17 protein-coding genes are annotated in these 15,279 nt (G+C 42.1%); 5 read left to right on the top strand and 12 right to left on the bottom strand.

The features are described from left to right. Nucleotides 1–66 precede the first annotated feature (66 nt). Entirely contained in the window at nucleotides 67–2,781 is a 2,715-nt protein-coding gene (gene acnA / locus ACFPRA_RS00620; RefSeq protein WP_381429395.1) for an aconitate hydratase AcnA, read from the bottom strand. A 285-nt stretch (nucleotides 2,782–3,066) separates the two neighbouring features. On the opposite strand from acnA, the gene ACFPRA_RS00615 reads away from it, so the two are divergent. Further along, nucleotides 3,067–3,612, top strand: a complete 546-nt coding sequence (locus ACFPRA_RS00615) for a cysteine hydrolase family protein (protein WP_381429393.1) — start codon at nucleotides 3,067–3,069, stop codon at nucleotides 3,610–3,612. A gap of 115 nt (nucleotides 3,613–3,727) precedes the next feature. Next, nucleotides 3,728–3,982: a GlsB/YeaQ/YmgE family stress response membrane protein gene (locus ACFPRA_RS00610; protein WP_239389209.1), complete on the top strand. Its 255-nt coding sequence runs from the start codon at nucleotides 3,728–3,730 to the stop codon at nucleotides 3,980–3,982. A gap of 97 nt (nucleotides 3,983–4,079) precedes the next feature. Here the strand turns inward: ACFPRA_RS00610 and ACFPRA_RS00605 are convergent, their stop codons facing one another. Both ACFPRA_RS00605 and ACFPRA_RS00600 read right to left on the bottom strand, forming a co-directional pair. Beyond that, entirely contained in the window at nucleotides 4,080–4,745 is a 666-nt protein-coding gene (locus tag ACFPRA_RS00605; RefSeq protein WP_381429391.1) for a lytic transglycosylase domain-containing protein, read from the bottom strand. A gap of 33 nt (nucleotides 4,746–4,778) precedes the next feature. Continuing rightward, the gene (locus ACFPRA_RS00600; protein WP_381429389.1) at nucleotides 4,779–5,372 is read right to left on the bottom strand and encodes an SCO family protein; all 594 of its coding nucleotides are present in this window, start codon (nucleotides 5,370–5,372) and stop codon (nucleotides 4,779–4,781) included. 263 nt (nucleotides 5,373–5,635) lie between these two features. Here ACFPRA_RS00600 and ACFPRA_RS00595 point away from each other — a divergent pair, with 263 nt between their 5' ends. Next, entirely contained in the window at nucleotides 5,636–6,043 is a 408-nt protein-coding gene (locus ACFPRA_RS00595; protein WP_381430525.1) for a DUF2621 family protein, read from the top strand. A 28-nt stretch (nucleotides 6,044–6,071) separates the two neighbouring features. Here ACFPRA_RS00595 and ACFPRA_RS00590 read toward each other — a convergent pair whose 3' ends face one another. The 3 genes from ACFPRA_RS00590 to ACFPRA_RS00580 form a co-directional block, all read right to left on the bottom strand. Then, a complete protein-coding gene (locus ACFPRA_RS00590; protein WP_408020213.1) occupies nucleotides 6,072–6,587 on the bottom strand; it encodes a CcdC family protein in 516 nt (171 codons plus the stop codon). Then, nucleotides 6,571–6,909 carry a thioredoxin family protein gene (locus tag ACFPRA_RS00585; protein WP_381429387.1) on the bottom strand — a complete coding sequence of 113 codons (339 nt, stop codon included), beginning with the start codon at nucleotides 6,907–6,909 and terminating at the stop codon, nucleotides 6,571–6,573. Before ACFPRA_RS00585 ends, ACFPRA_RS00590 begins: the two co-directional genes overlap by 17 nt. A 287-nt stretch (nucleotides 6,910–7,196) precedes the next feature. Next, complete coding sequence (locus ACFPRA_RS00580; RefSeq protein WP_381429385.1) at nucleotides 7,197–7,907, bottom strand: cytochrome c biogenesis CcdA family protein; 711 nt, start codon at nucleotides 7,905–7,907, stop codon at nucleotides 7,197–7,199. Between the two features lie 222 nt (nucleotides 7,908–8,129). Here ACFPRA_RS00580 and ACFPRA_RS00575 point away from each other — a divergent pair, with 222 nt between their 5' ends. Next, nucleotides 8,130–8,585 carry a DUF4362 domain-containing protein gene (locus ACFPRA_RS00575; RefSeq protein ID WP_381429382.1) on the top strand — a complete coding sequence of 152 codons (456 nt, stop codon included), beginning with the start codon at nucleotides 8,130–8,132 and terminating at the stop codon, nucleotides 8,583–8,585. 8 nt (nucleotides 8,586–8,593) lie between these two features. Here ACFPRA_RS00575 and ACFPRA_RS00570 read toward each other — a convergent pair whose 3' ends face one another. The 5 genes from ACFPRA_RS00570 to ACFPRA_RS00550 all read right to left on the bottom strand — a co-directional run bounded on the left by ACFPRA_RS00570 (nucleotide 8,594) and on the right by ACFPRA_RS00550 (nucleotide 12,739). Beyond that, the gene (locus tag ACFPRA_RS00570; protein ID WP_381429380.1) at nucleotides 8,594–8,929 is read right to left on the bottom strand and encodes a YolD-like family protein; all 336 of its coding nucleotides are present in this window, start codon (nucleotides 8,927–8,929) and stop codon (nucleotides 8,594–8,596) included. Between the two features lie 814 nt (nucleotides 8,930–9,743). Continuing rightward, a complete protein-coding gene (locus ACFPRA_RS00565; RefSeq protein WP_381429378.1) occupies nucleotides 9,744–10,898 on the bottom strand; it encodes an MFS transporter in 1,155 nt (384 codons plus the stop codon). A gap of 17 nt (nucleotides 10,899–10,915) precedes the next feature. Then, nucleotides 10,916–11,185: a dihydrofolate reductase family protein gene (locus ACFPRA_RS00560; protein WP_381429376.1), complete on the bottom strand. Its 270-nt coding sequence runs from the start codon at nucleotides 11,183–11,185 to the stop codon at nucleotides 10,916–10,918. Further along, complete coding sequence (locus ACFPRA_RS00555; protein ID WP_381429374.1) at nucleotides 11,185–11,634, bottom strand: hypothetical protein; 450 nt, start codon at nucleotides 11,632–11,634, stop codon at nucleotides 11,185–11,187. Before ACFPRA_RS00555 ends, ACFPRA_RS00560 begins: the two co-directional genes overlap by 1 nt. A 64-nt stretch (nucleotides 11,635–11,698) precedes the next feature. Next, nucleotides 11,699–12,739, bottom strand: a complete 1,041-nt coding sequence (locus ACFPRA_RS00550; protein ID WP_381430519.1) for an NAD(P)-dependent alcohol dehydrogenase — start codon at nucleotides 12,737–12,739, stop codon at nucleotides 11,699–11,701. A 268-nt stretch (nucleotides 12,740–13,007) separates the two neighbouring features. Between ACFPRA_RS00550 and ACFPRA_RS00545 the strand changes: the two genes are divergently transcribed. After that, nucleotides 13,008–13,913, top strand: coding sequence for a LysR family transcriptional regulator (locus ACFPRA_RS00545; protein ID WP_381429372.1), 906 nt, complete (start codon nucleotides 13,008–13,010; stop codon nucleotides 13,911–13,913). Between the two features lie 115 nt (nucleotides 13,914–14,028). On the opposite strand, the gene ACFPRA_RS00540 is transcribed toward ACFPRA_RS00545, so the two are convergent. After that, the gene (locus ACFPRA_RS00540; RefSeq protein WP_381429370.1) at nucleotides 14,029–15,273 is read right to left on the bottom strand and encodes a dihydrolipoamide acetyltransferase family protein; all 1,245 of its coding nucleotides are present in this window, start codon (nucleotides 15,271–15,273) and stop codon (nucleotides 14,029–14,031) included. Nucleotides 15,274–15,279 lie beyond the last annotated feature (6 nt).

Below are 15,279 nucleotides of genomic sequence, written 5' to 3'. Positions count from 1 at the left end.
CACCTCTTTTTCCATTATACAAGAAAAAGGCGCCCGATTCACTCGGACACCTTTTCGTATACAACATTAGTTATTTTTCATTTTGTCGCGAAGAACCATTTGTAGGATTCCTCCGTGACGGTAGTAGTCAACTTCAACTTCTGAGTCAAAACGTGCTAGTACGTCGAATTCTTTAACAGTTCCATCTGGAGATGTCGCTGTCACTTTTAGAATATCACGTGGTTTTACACCTTCCGCGATGTTGACACTGATTTCCTCTTCACCTGTCAGACCAAGCGTTTCAGCGCTTTCGCCATTCATGAATTGAAGTGGAAGAACACCCATCATGACAAGGTTTGAACGGTGAATACGCTCGTAGCTTTCTGCGATAACTGTTTTAATGCCAAGAAGGGATGTACCTTTCGCAGCCCAGTCACGTGAAGAGCCCATTCCATAGTCTTTACCAGTGATGATTGCAAGACCTGTACCGTTTTCTTGATACTTCATCGCTGCATCATAGATCGGCATGATCTCTTTTGTCGGCCAGTAAGTTGTGAAACCACCTTCTGTGCCTTTTGCAATCTGGTTACGGATACGGATGTTCGCGAATGTTCCACGCATCATGACTTCGTGGTTACCACGACGTGAACCGTATGAGTTAAAGAAACGAGGGCTTACGCCTTTTTCAGTCAAGTATTTACCGGCTGGTGTATCTTTACCGATTGCACCCGCTGGTGAAATATGGTCCGTTGTGATGGAGTCACCAAATTTACCGATGACACGAAGTCCTGATAAACCTTGGATGTCGCCTGGCTCTTTTGCAAGTCCTTCAAAGAACGGTGGGTTTTGGATATATGTTGAATTTTCATCGAAATCATACAATGCTTCGTCTGTCGTTTCGATGGCATTCCATGCTTCGTTCTCCGTGAATACGCGTGCATATTCTTTACGGAATAATTCTGGTGTAACTGTTGCTTTCACAACATCTTGAACTTCTTCAGATGTCGGCCAGATGTCTTTGAAGAATACATCGTACCCTTCTTTGTCTTTACCGATCGGATCTTTTTCGAAATCGATATCGACTGTTCCAGCCAAAGCGTAAGCCACAACTAATGGCGGTGAAGCCAAGTAGTTCGCTTTTACAAGTGGGTGGATACGTCCTTCAAAGTTACGGTTTCCTGAAAGAACAGAAGACATGAGCATATCGCTATCCATGATCGCTTTTTCAATTTCAGGAAGAAGCGGACCAGAGTTACCGATACAAGTTGTACAACCATATCCGACTGTTGTGAATCCGATTTGGTCTAGGTATTTATCAAGACCGGAATCTTGCAAGTAACCTGTTACAACTTTTGAACCTGGTGCCAGTGATGTTTTCACATAAGCTGGTGGTGTAAGACCTTTTTCGACAGCTTTTTTCGCAACAAGTCCAGCACCCAACATAACATAAGGGTTAGATGTGTTCGTACAAGACGTGATTGCAGCAATCGCAATGTCGCCTGTTTGGATATCAGCTGTACGTCCATCTTCGAAATTGATTGTCGCTTTCTTTTCGAGCTCTTTTGGTGTGAATCCGAAACCTTGGTTCCCTTCAGGTGCAACAACTGCGTCATTGAATGCGCTTTGCATTTCTGTAAGAGGAATCATATCTTGTGGACGTTTCGGTCCAGCCAAGTTTGCCACGATTTGAGTTAGGTCGATTTCGACAACATCTGTATATGTTGGATCTTCTTTATCCGCTGTAAAGAACATATCGTTTTCGATCAAGTATTGCTTGACCACTGCGATATGATCTTCGTCACGGCCAGTTAAGCGCATGTAATCAAGCGCTTCTTCATCCACTGGGAAGAATCCGCAAGTTGCACCATATTCTGGAGCCATGTTTGCAATTGTCGCACGGTCTGCTAATGGTAATTTAGAAACGCCAGGTCCGAAGAACTCGACGAATTTACCAACCACACCATGTGCACGAAGTGTTTGTGTCACTTTCAGCGCAAGGTCCGTTGCTGTCGTACCGTTTGGCAGATCGCCTACAAGTTTTACACCGATTACTTCTGGAATCGGGAAGTATGAAGGCTGACCAAGCATACCCGCTTCCGCTTCGATACCACCTACACCCCATCCGAGAACACCGATACCGTTGATCATCGTTGTATGGGAGTCTGTCCCGACAAGCGTATCCGGGTACGTTTCGAATGTACCGTCTTCATTTTCAATCGCATGGACAACGTTCGCAAGATACTCAAGGTTTACTTGGTGAACGATCCCTGTTGCTGGTGGTACAGCACGATAGTTATCATAAGCTTTTTGTGCCCAGCTTAGGAACTGGTAACGTTCAGCATTACGCTCGAACTCAAGCTCCATATTTTTTTGCAATGCATCATGTGTTCCGTAACGGTCAACTTGTACAGAGTGGTCAATGACAAGGTCAACCGGGATTTCGGGGTTAATTTTGTCAGGGTCGCCACCCATTTCAGCCATTGCTGAACGAAGTGATGCTAGATCGACAACAACAGGGACACCTGTGAAGTCTTGAAGAATAACACGGGACGGTTTAAATGGTACCTCAGCACCTGCGTCCGCATCCTTTCCCCATTTTGCCAGATTTTCGACGTGATCGTCTTTGATTACATAGCCATCATGCTGGCGCAGGACGGATTCAAGTAGCACTTTGACTGAGTAAGGCAGTCTGGAAACGTTTGCGATACCCGCATCTTCGAGGGCGGCAAGACGGTAATAGTTATACGTCTTTCCGTTCAGCTCGAATGATTTACGGCTGTTGTGCAAATTGCTTTTTGCCATTGCTGAATTCCTCCTTCTATCGACTGAAAACTACTGAAAAGGCTATAAAGGAGCATCTTTTCTCTAGTCCATCATAATATACAATTCTATATAAGTAAAATACATTAATTTTATAGTCTTCCATAAGATAATGTAATGACTTAACTATTTCTCATTAAGAATTTTCAAACACTTGCGCATATTGTCGGTTTTCCCAATTTAATAATTTGTGATTTCTAAATGTGCTGATTTTTTTGTCAGAGTATGGCATGATTGAAAAAGACAAGAAAAAAGGAGCGATCTTCAATGAAAAAAGCTTTATTAGTAATTGATTACACGGTTGATTTCGTTGCTGAAGACGGCGCGCTCACTTGCGGCGAACCCGGCATCGCTTTGGAAGAGTATATTACAAATTTGACGAAAACTTTTTTGGATGAGGGACATTTTGTTGTAATGCCGGTCGATGTGCATGATTTTGACGATCCGTACCATCCTGAAACGAAGCAATTCCCACCTCATAATATTCGCGGGACAGCGGGAAGACATTTATTCGGTTCCCTTCAACAATTGTACAATGAGCGCAAAGAAGACATCCTTTGGATGGACAAAACACGTTTTAGCGCCTTTGCTGGGACCGATTTGGAATTATTATTGCGGGCGCGCGGCATTACGGAATTACATCTTGTCGGCGTCTGTACGGATATCTGTATCCTCCACACGTCCGTCGATGCTTATAATCGCGGCTTTGATCTGTTTATTCACGAAAAAGGTGTAGCAAGTTTTAATCCTGCTGGCCATATATGGGCGTTGAACCATTTTGAAGCAACCCTTGGTGCGACAGTTATCCGCTAATTTTTTAGCTCTTTTTTGGTAATTTTTAACCTATCTGATGTTTAACGTATCGCCATAACGGTTATAGCAAATACTAAGGAAGCAATCATGAATGACTAAAAAGGAGATGAACAACATGAGCTTCATTTGGTTTTTAATCGTTGGTGGGATTATCGGCTGGCTGGCAGGCCTTATTTTAGGAAAAGATATTCCGGGCGGGATCATCGGTAATATCATTGCCGGAATCATCGGTGCTTGGGTCGGCGGAATGCTTTTAGGCCAATGGGGACCAAGAGTTTCTGATTTCTATATCTTCCCTGCCTTGATTGGTGCGATTGTGCTTGTATTCATTGTGAGCCTTATTTTAAAATCGATGCGTAAAGCATCATAGCAAAAAAAGATGGACACCGATTTGGGTGTTCCATCTTTTTTTATCCGCTTTTTCTTGTTTGGCATACTGGAGTCTAATTTGTAAACCCGTGTCCTGGCTATTGCTCTATTTTCAAACGATATGCTTCAAACTCGTTGAAAAAATAAAGAACGTCTTGGACATATTTTTCACTGTGGTTATAATGGAAAATCGCTTTTTCCAAATCCCCATCTGCCGCACCACTTTGGGAAAGGTAATTCGCTGCGCTAAATATGGCATCTTCCAGATTGTATGGATCAGCAATTCCATCGCCATTCGCATCAACACCATAACCACCGTATTTGGCAATAATTTCTGGATTCGTTTTATCCTCTTCCGGAATGTCCCCTTGTCCAAGTCCTCCGCAACCAGGGTAACTCCATCCGACAAATGTACATGGCATAAACTGCATATGTCCTTCTGCCCCAACTGGAGAAAGAAGCGGATCCATTGTCGAAAACTTCGTTTCAATCCGATGGTGAGCTGCGAGGAGCGTCCATGGAATGCCATATGTCTCGGCCGCCTCTTTGTAAACGGGGATATATTCCTCAGGGATTGTCATGGCCGTATGGCGGTCTCCGATTTCAAGCAACGTACTCGCCGACTTTTTGATGAACTCAGAATCGTTCAGACTTGTCCAAATAATGGCTGTCAATGTGAAGACAGTGACAGCGACGGGGATCAGCAAAAAAAGGAGCATGGCTTTTACTTTGATGGATAATCCTTTTCGTTTTTTTTGTTTCATCTTTACACCCCGTCAATTCTCGTATTCCTTTACTTAAGCACCTGCTTTAACAAGTGCTTTGACATCTTTCACAATTTGCTCGTACGGGACATCTGAATATCCGTTATATGTTTTCACAACTTTTCCATCTTGGTTAACAAGGGAGAAATATGTAGCATGAATCACATTATTGTTTTGTGGATCATCGGCAACAAGCGTTCTAAATGAATCCATCGCAAATTTGATGATTTTTTCCTGCTTAAAACCTGTCAGCATTTCCCATCTACTTTGATCTTGGACATCGAAAAGATCGAGATATTCTTGCATCAATTCCGGCGTATCAGTTTCCGGATCGATACTAAACGACACGATTTTATAATCTTCGACACCTTCGGCAGCAAGATCTTTCTCAACATTCGTCATATTGACCATCATCGGCGGGCAAGCATCCTGACACTGCGTGAATACAAACTGTGCCAACCATACTTTCCCCTTTAAATCATCCAACGAAACTTTTTCATGATGTTGGTTCGTAAATTCAAATGGCTCAATGTCATATTCGTGATCCGCTTTGAAACCACCTTGGGAACAAGCACTCAAAACGAGTACGACAAGTAAGCAAAAAGGCAGTAACCATTTTTTACGCATTCTCTTTCCTCCACTATCTCTTGATACGTTCATCATAGCGGAACTGATTGTCCTAGACAAGCGAAGCGCTGACATGTTCCGTGGCAAAACATTGACGTTTCTGTGAAGTGGATTTCACTTTTAGCGATAAGTATCGACCTCATCTCTCCCTCTGTATGTCGAATTGGCAAGAAAAAATACATTGTTCGTGAATTTTTTGACGGATGCTCTTATAATGGTGAATAGAATGGAAGAGGTGAAGACTATTGCAACAAGACTTATTTATGTGGTTCATCCTTTTTTGGTGCATTGTACTTGTCGCGCTTTTCGGAATCGGCGGCTTTTTCATGTTCCGGAAATTTTTAAAAGTATTTCCGAAAGCAGACGGGAAATCTACGCTCGACTGGGAAGAACATTATGTAGAAAGTTCCCTTCATCTTTGGAATGACGAAGCGAAACTTCTGTTGAACGAATTGGTGTCCCCTGTTCCAGAACTGTTCCGTCCCGTTGCCAAACAGAAAATCGCTGGTAAAATCGGTGAAATTGCGCTCGCAGAAAAAGCGAAGAAAATTGATTTTGATCTTATCATACGTGGATATATACAGGCAACGCCAAAACGCGACCATAAATTTCTACGTAAAAAGTTAAACTCCATGGAAGTGGATCTCGCTCCCTATGAACATCTATTCTAAAGGGACACAAGAAAAAAGGTGTCTGCAATTAGTTGCAGACACCTTTTTCTTGTTTAAGACGATTGTATTTGATAAGCATACCGATCCGCCAGGGCACAATCATCCCAAAAGCCAGTATCCAGAACATCCCGCCGAGCTCTCCGACGTCAATCGTATTGCTAAGCATCAGTTTCCCGATGAGCCGGACAATCAGCAACCCGAACAAAATGAACAGAAAAGCCTTTGAACGCTTCACATAGATGTCTCCATCCCGGTGCTGGAAGTTTGTTGTTTTAATAAGGATGATCGAAAAAAGCATACCGACAATGAGTGCTTCGAGCACCTGCAGCGGCGGTACCCGGAATTCTTCAAAGATGAACATTAATGCTCCTGTCGACATGAACAAAGGTGGTAAGATGATTTTTTTCGGCGTCACTGGTTTTTTTGCAGCTTTTGACCGGACAATCAATGCGAGCGTCCCCATAAATAAGGCGAGTGCCGTCGAACCGATAATCAAGTATATCGGGGGCACCTTTGTAAAAATCGTATCAATCAATGCGCTCAATCTTGATCCCCCGTTCCACCAGTTCCCCTAAACGTCTTTTTAGCTCCTCCATTTGAACAAACCTGGCAAAGCGCGCATACTCTTTTCCGTTTGTGAACAAAAGGACAACGGGTGCGGTAAATAAAGATAACTGCCCAGCAATTTCTGGCACTTCCGCCACATTCACTTTGTAAAAAGGAATCGGGTACATTGCATGCAAGTCCTCTACTTGCGGATACAACCCGTCGCAGACCGAACAATTGTCTGTCTTGACAAACAAGAGCAACTCTTGATTTTGCTCAATGATCTTCAGCCATTCCTTGAATGATCCAATTTGTTTCATCGGTATTCCTCCAAATTTCTAAATCAATTACGCCTCGGCGTAATTGCGTCCAGATTTTGAATTTGCTTTCTAATGACTGGTGCCTTAATTTCTGCAAAGAACGCAGAAATTAATGCGCATCGAACCCTTCACCGTTCGATTCGCAATTAACTTCCTTCAAAATCTGTGACATGCGCCGGAGGCTTTGGGCCAACAGGATGTTGGTCAATCAGGCGTTGCCGCAGGACGCGGCGACCTTAGCCTGAGTTCATCTAATTCAGCTGGGGCTCGACCCCCACTGAATTAAGTCAAAAGCCCGTGAAATCCCCGAAAAGCGGGCTTAACCAATTGATGATATACGTCATGCCATCGAAAAACAGCAAGATCCCAACGGCAATCATAATATAACCGCCAACTTTCATAATAATGCCACTCGATTTGCGAATCCAACCAAGTCTTGTAATAAAGAACGACAGGATGAAGAATGGTATCGCAAAACCAAGGACATAAGCGATCATATAGGCCATGCCGGACCCTGGATTAGCCGCAGCTAAACCGATAATCGCTCCGATAATCGGTCCTGAACATGGCGTCCAGCCTGCAGCAAAGCCAAGACCAATGAGCACGGATCCAAAATAACCAGAAGGCCTGTTTTTGAATTGAAGCCTTTTTTCTTTCATCAGAAATTGTGGGGTGAATAATCCGGCAATGATGACCCCGAATAAGACGATAAAAATAGCTCCAACTTGTCGTAAAATTTCCTGATTCTGTATAAAAAACTTACCTATATATGACGTGCCGAAACCGAGTACGATAAATATAATCGAGAATCCAATTAAAAAGAATAGCGTATGTAACATTCCGCTTTTGCTCATCCGCTTTGAGTCCGATTTCAAATCGTCCAATGACATGCCTGTAATATACGAAAGAAATGCCGGGTATAGTGGCAATGTACATGGCGATATGAAACTGAGAAACCCCGCACCAAAAGCGAGGAACAGATTTAAATCAGTAGCCATTAGTATTCCCCTTTTCACTTTTCTCCTTCAATCGTACCAAAAGAAACACTTGAATACGCTTAATTTGTCTGTGAACAGTTTATGACATTTGACGGAACATTAACTCACTTCTATGAAATAATGCGCTTGTTGAATTATTTTTTGTGCATCGAGAAGGGGTAAGTGATTTGATTGATACATATAGTAGTCGTGAAACCTTAAGTATATCACTGGAGGGATTCTATGCAAAAGTGCTTGTATCTATTTGGGATTCTTATCGTGCTTCTATTATCAGCTTGTTCGTATGATAGTGATAAAGCCGTAAAAAACGGGGATGTGATCAATATGCATGGCCCCATTTATAATTTTCCCCGCTTTGAACACTTTTTGGAAAGCACTGAATCGGGAGAAAAAGCTTCCGTACGGATTACTAACTATACACCCGAGGGAAATCCCACCTTGTACAACCTCTCTTTCAACGGAACCGTATTCGATTTGGAAATTGATCGTACAAAAAACAAAGATCGAGGAGACAACCCTGCCAAAACGAATATGACATGTACAGGGCTCTTGACGGAAGAGGGAGAACAGCTATTCATCTACACACTGGAAGGCTGCCAGCAACCTGCCTCGACCGAAAACTTCATGTTGTTAAGCATTTCAAAGGAACAGTTGGAAGAACACGATCACTCACATTAAAGATGACATCACGAAAAATCCATCGTTTCCATTCCAATAACGGCGTCCAGTGAGAAGGTTTGCACATCCTGCCCCACTTCCAAATCGATGAGTCCTAACTGGCTATTCACCTTTTTCAAGACGCCTATTCTGTTCTTGATTACCCCGTTTTCCCATGTTTTGATCAGGATTTCACGGCCCGTTCGATAAGCGATGTCCAACTGTTGTTGAATGTCTTGCCATGCCCACTCATCAAGGGTGGGTTTTTCTTCGTATGCATCTTCCGCTACCCAATCCCGTAACTTTTCCAGATGTTCGGGCAACATCATCGCCGTCCATTTTATGCGTCCGCGATCACGGATCATATGAACCCTTCCCCCTTCTCATCAAAAGAACATTTGTTCTATTCTATGAAATTCCACCTCTACAGGCAAGCGATTCGCTTCCATGAATTATAACATCCGATTCTATTGACGTTCTTTCTTGTTATAATGAAAAAACAAACGTTACTTCAAAGATTGGAATTCATGACTCCGGTCATTTTAGTTGTGATTTTCACACTGGTCATCGCTTCATTTGTACTTCATTGGGTAGTCAAAAATGCCATCGACAATTTTGCTGTCGGAAAGAAACTGTAACAAGTCGAAAAGCAGCTAGCGGAATTAAAGAATCTTATAGAAATGGATGATGGAAAAAAACCTTAAGTTTTCTTCACGCCACCACAACAAAAGGCATCCACACTTTTTCAGGTGCAGATGCTTTTTTCATTCCCTAAACAGAAAGAAAAGGAGCAATCGAGATCCCTTCTTATAACTTTTATTGAAAGTTTTCCAGTTCATCACCTACTCGTTTTCTGAATTGCCCCTGCTATCCATTAAGTCGCTTGACATGATACTTGTTAAGGGTTTTCCACGAGTTCCAATAACGCATTTTGTATGCGCCACTGTTGGAAGACAGGCGTTCCATGCAATTGAGTCTATTCGACGAGCATAACTGGCGTAATCGTGAACTTGGCGTAACGATGGATGCGTTACGAAACAGATACGGACCGAATGCTATTTTGCAGGTATTTTCGATAGAGTAGGTATTTCGGCTTAAATAATAATGAAGAAAAGTGACAAAGTCAGTTCTCAAGAAGACATTTACTTTGCAATCCCCATTTTTTTGCCCACCGTTTTTTTATTTAGAACTATACTTCCGGTGTCTAAAAAAAATAAATATCGCACTCAATATGACGGATAAAATTCCAACTAGGACAACGTATTGCGTTCCCATCGCCGAGATGAATAAGCCCCCTACAGCTGTACCCACTGTCGTCCCGATATTGGCGGATGATAAATACAAGCCGTTCGCAAAGTCAGGCGCTTCAGGTGCTGTAGTGATAAGCACATATTGAGTAATGTTTGCGGAAATTCCAGCAAGTATTCCCCAAAATAAGATCAGCATTACCATTGGCAAGGTAAGCTGTCCCAAGAAAAATTGGACGATATAGACAACTCCCAATAGAAAAGGAAGTGCGACGATTGTTTTAATCGGATTAATCGTCAGTAGCCTTCCAGCCAAAATGTTACCGATAATATTGGCTGCACCGTAAATGAATAACATCACGCTAGTAATGCTTGGGGATATATTCGTTACGGTTTGTAAATAATCTGCTAGATAGCTGTAAACTCCAAAAACAGCTGAGTTCAGGAAAATGACAATGAGTATAGACAGCCATGTAATTGATTTTTTCAATACATTTAATTGAGTTCCATAGGAGATTTTTTCTTTAACCGGCATGGATGGAACGAATAATAATGTAGCAATCAGTACAAGGATATTCACAACAGCGAAAAACGCCATCGCTATTTGTAAATTAGATACACTAGCAATAAAACTGACAATTGGAACCCCGACGACCATCCCCGCTGACACACCAATAAAAATTTTAGATACTGCTTTGGGAGCTTCCTCTTTGCTAACCGAATCGGCAGCCGCTGAAAATGCCAAAGAAACATAAACCGGATGAAAAAGGGCGGGAATGATGCGAGCAATTAATAAAACGGTGAAATTGGATGTAAATATAGAGATGATGTTCCCCACAACAAACACACTCAATACAAGGATCATCACGTTCTTTCGATTTATCCCCGAAAATAGTAACGGCATGGTTGGAGCCGATATGGCAACGCCTATGGCAAAAATACTGACCAACCATCCCGCTGTTGCAACACTCACATCGAAATAAGCCGCAATATCGGGGAGTATCCCAATGAAGCCCATTTCGGTATTTAAAATTCCGAAAACGCCTATCGTTAAAATAAATAGTAATAAATTGTTTCGTTTCTCCAAACAAACAGATCCTTTCTTTACTTCTTTATTACAGAATAGCGGATCCACAATGTTCCATATTCTAGTTCTTTAACAGATTTAAGTTGGAAAGCTGTGTCGTTACTGTTGGAATACGGTTCTTTTGCAGTGAAGAATCGGTGACCATTTGGATCACCATTAGCGATTGGAGCCAAGATGACACTGATTTCATCAACCAGGCCATTTTGCACGAAAGACCAGCTGATGATTCCGCCCCCAACAACGAGCATTCGCTTGATTTTGAAAAGATTATAGAACTTGTCAAGCATCACTTCATAATCAATTTGATCTTTACTAGCGATGACATAAGATATCTCTTTCTGAGAAAATCTTTGAAAGCATTTGTTGCCTGCTCCGTTAAAACTTCTATAATATGAGAAGGGACATCACCGTAGCCATATGTATTCTCTTCAAAGGCCAATTCTCCACGTCGATCTATTGACAAGTAATACATCGGAGCATCGGAATCCGCCACATAGTCCCCTTCAGGCACAGGAGCTGCGTTTTCATCCAACTCTGGTTTCTTGTAATGGGTAATGTTGTCTTCTGTCGACGTTTTACCGTTTAGATAGCCCTGTACTTCAAACTGCTGTTTTTCAGCATTCAAATAAAGTTCTTGATATTGTCGACTCGCATCTTCAAATTCTCGCAAATCCATCATATCGATATTGCCATCTATGGACGTATGGGTGTGAATAATCACATAAGGTTTGTTCATGACTGTTCCTCCATGTATTTTTTCAGTGTAGCAATCGTTATATTTTGATCATCACTTACGCAATTCACATTGTGCTTATGTCAATGACAAATCGATATTTTACATCTGAAGCTAAAACTCGTTCGTAGGCTTCGTCAATCTGATCAGCAGAAATCACTTCAATTTTAGGGGTAATGTTGTGTTGAGCACAGAAATCCAACATTTCCTGAGTCTCACGAATGCCACCAATCACGGAACCGCCAAATGAACGACGATGTCCGATTAGAGATTGTACATTCAATGACAAAGGTTCTCCGGGAGCGCCGACACTAACCAGTGTGCCATCAAGCGTAAGCAATCCAAAATAGGCATCCATATCAATTTTTGCACTTACTGTATTAATCATTAAATCAAAAGATCTGGCAAGCTTTTCAAACGTTTCCGGATTACTTGTAGCACAGTAATCGGCCGCTCCAAATTGCAAGCCATCGTCTTTTTTATTCAATGTTTGGGATAAGATAGTAACTTCAGCTCCCATGGCATGTGCAATCTTAACGGCCATATGTCCAAGTCCGCCCATACCGACGACAGCTACTTTTTTTCCTGGTCCAGCTCCCCAATGATTTAACGGGGAATATGTTGTAATACCTGCACAAAGTAAAGGTGCTGCAGCGTCAAGTTCAATATTATCAGGTATTTTGAGTACGAAGTCTTCCGTTACAACAATATGAGTTGAATAGCCGCCTTGCGTATGCTCACCATATTTATCAACGCCAGCATAGGTAGGTATATTTCCTTTTAGACAGTATTGTTCTTCTCCTTTACGGCAGTTCTCGCACTCACCACAAGAGTCAACCATACAGCCGACACCTACTCGGTCACCCACTTTATATTTCGTTACCTCAGGGCCGATATCTGTTACAATACCTGCAATCTCATGTCCAGGAACAAGGGGATAATGTACTTCTCCCCAATCACCGTGGGCAGTATGAATATCGGAATGGCATATACCAGAATATTTGATTTCAATTAGTACATCCATTAAATCCAGATTACGTCTTTTAATCTCAGCAGCTCTGAATGATTGTTTTGGACCATCCACAGCTCGTGCCTTAGCAATTATCATAAATAAAACCTCCAAATTTTTTATATCCATTCCCACTAGGGCTCCCGAATCAAGGAATTAGCACAATAACACCGGTTGTTTGTCTCGTCTCTAATAATTCAATTTGTCCTTTAACCTGTCGCCCCACCAGGCTATCTAAGTAGTCCCTCGTTATTTATCTTAGCGTGCTTCCGTACATATATCCAATACCTATATCTAATAACAAGGTATGCTTGATAGGCATTTCAAAAACATATATACTAACACATCATAGAGGGAGGTATGTTTTATGGAATTAAGGGTTTTACGATATTTCCTTGCGGTTGCAAGAGAAGGAAGTATAACAGGAGCGGCAAATTTTTTGCATGTTACACAACCAACTTTGTCGAGGCAATTAAAAGAGCTGGAGGAAGAGTTGGGAAAGAAATTATTTATCCGGAAAAGTCACCATATCGTTCTTACAGAGGAAGGAATGCTCCTAAGAAAAAGAGCCGAAGAAATCATTGACATGGTTGTGAAGGTGGAAGAGGAATTTAATTCGATGGAAGAAACGATAGGGGGAGATATTTACATAGGGGGCGGAGAAACAGAGGCGATGAAGCTGATTGCGCAGATCGTAAAAGATTTGCAGTCTAAATATCCAACAATCAAATATCACTTTTTCAGCGGAAATTCCGATGATGTGACAGAACAGCTTGATAAGGGATTACTCGATTTTGGAATTTTAATTCAACCAGCCGATTTGTCAAAATATAATTACATCAATATCCCGGCCAAAGATGTGTGGGGAGTTGTGATGCGAAAAGATAGTCCCCTCGCTGTAAAAGAAAGCATACAGAAGTCGGATCTAATAGGTGTTCCTCTCCTCTTATCAAGACAAGCTATTAAACCGGGATTGTCTAGAAATGAATTTTCTGAGTGGTTTGGCGAAGATTATGATAAATTAAACGTGATCACGACCTACAATCTTGTGTATAATGCTGCCATATTGGTAGAGGAAGGCATCGGTTACGCAGTCACTCTTGATAAGTTAGTAAATACATCCAGTGATAGTAACCTTTGTTTTAGACCATTAGAACCGAGACTTGAATCCGGATTAAATATTGTTTGGAAGAAGCATCAGGTTTTTTCCAATGCCGCCAATCTGTTTTTTGAAGAAATTAAAGAAAGGTTTTCTGATAAAGACGCTAAATAAATCTTCATAAACTAAATATGTATTTACGAATATTCAAAAAGACTACTGGAAAAATAGAAAACTTCTTCCAGTAGTCTTTCTTTTTGTCAATCATCATTTTTCAGTACAGTTACTATTAAAGCACCAACCGATAAGGTGACTCGATATAGCCGACCAACATCGTCAAGAACTCGGCAGCTGTCGCACCGTCCACGATTTGGTGGTCAAAGGTGATGCTGAGCGGGATTTTCTTCACCGATTTCACTGCACCGTCTTCGGCTAATGCCAATTCATCCTGGAATGCACCTACACCTAAAATACCCGTTTCTGGTGCGTTCAAAATAGGTGTGAAGTATTCGATTCCGCTGGCTCCTAGGTTGGTGATCGTGAATGTCGAGCCGGACAGAAGGTTGCCGTCTACCACACCATTTCTCGCTTTTTCCGTGATATCCTTCATTTCTTTTGCGAGACTACCGATTGTTTTTTGATGGGCATCCTTAATGACTGGGACCAACAATCCATCATCCAAGGAAGTCGCAATTCCTAGATGAACTTCATCGAACTCCGTCAATTGACCATCCTGATAAAGGGAATTCATTTTCTTCAATTCTTGAAGTGCGAGAACTGTCGCCCGCGCTATAAGTACCGTCAGCGTCAGTTTAACATCCAATCCGCCCGATTCGATTTCTTTTCGCAACACCTTTTGGAAGTCGATTAATGGATCCGCATTCGCTTTCCGGTGTAGCGTCAATTGCGCTGTTTGCGCCAAGCTACCACGCATATTCCGCGCAATCGCTTTTCTCATCGGAGACAGCCCTTCACCAACCGCATTTAAATCAACTGAAACAGCTTGAGTTGTACGTTCAGTCGTAGCCTTAACCTCAACATCTACACCATTTACCAACACGCGCTCGATGTCGCGTTTCGTGATGCGATTATTGCCACCAGTCCCTTTGATGAGAGCGATGTCCAAGTTCTCTCTTTCAGCCATTCGTCTAGCTAACGGTGTAATGAAGATCCGTGTCTTTGTACTGGCCTGCTTTACAGGTTTTGCTACTGTAGCTGCACTTACACTCTCGGGAATTTTCGATTTTTCGGCGAGAGGCTGCTCAACTTTCTTTGTTTCCGTGGAAGCTGTTTCCCCTTCCGCTCCAATCACTCCAATGACAGCCCCTACCTCCAACTCATCTTCCACTTCACCATGTTTTTTCAGTAACACACCTGATATTGGTGCTTCGATATCTTGGTTCAATTTCTCTGAACTGATCGTTAAAACCGGCTCGCCTTTTTCAACGGGATCTCCGACTTCTTTATACCATTCTGTAATGGTCCCTTCCGTCATCGTCATCCCTAATTTAGGCATTACAATCGTTTCGTTCATCCCTTC

The organism is Sporosarcina soli (assembly GCF_042655805.1).
Lineage (GTDB): Bacteria > Bacillota > Bacilli > Bacillales_A > Planococcaceae > Sporosarcina > Sporosarcina soli.
The sequence above is the reverse complement of the archived record's forward strand: the minus strand, read 5'-3'. Positions and strand labels throughout refer to the sequence as shown.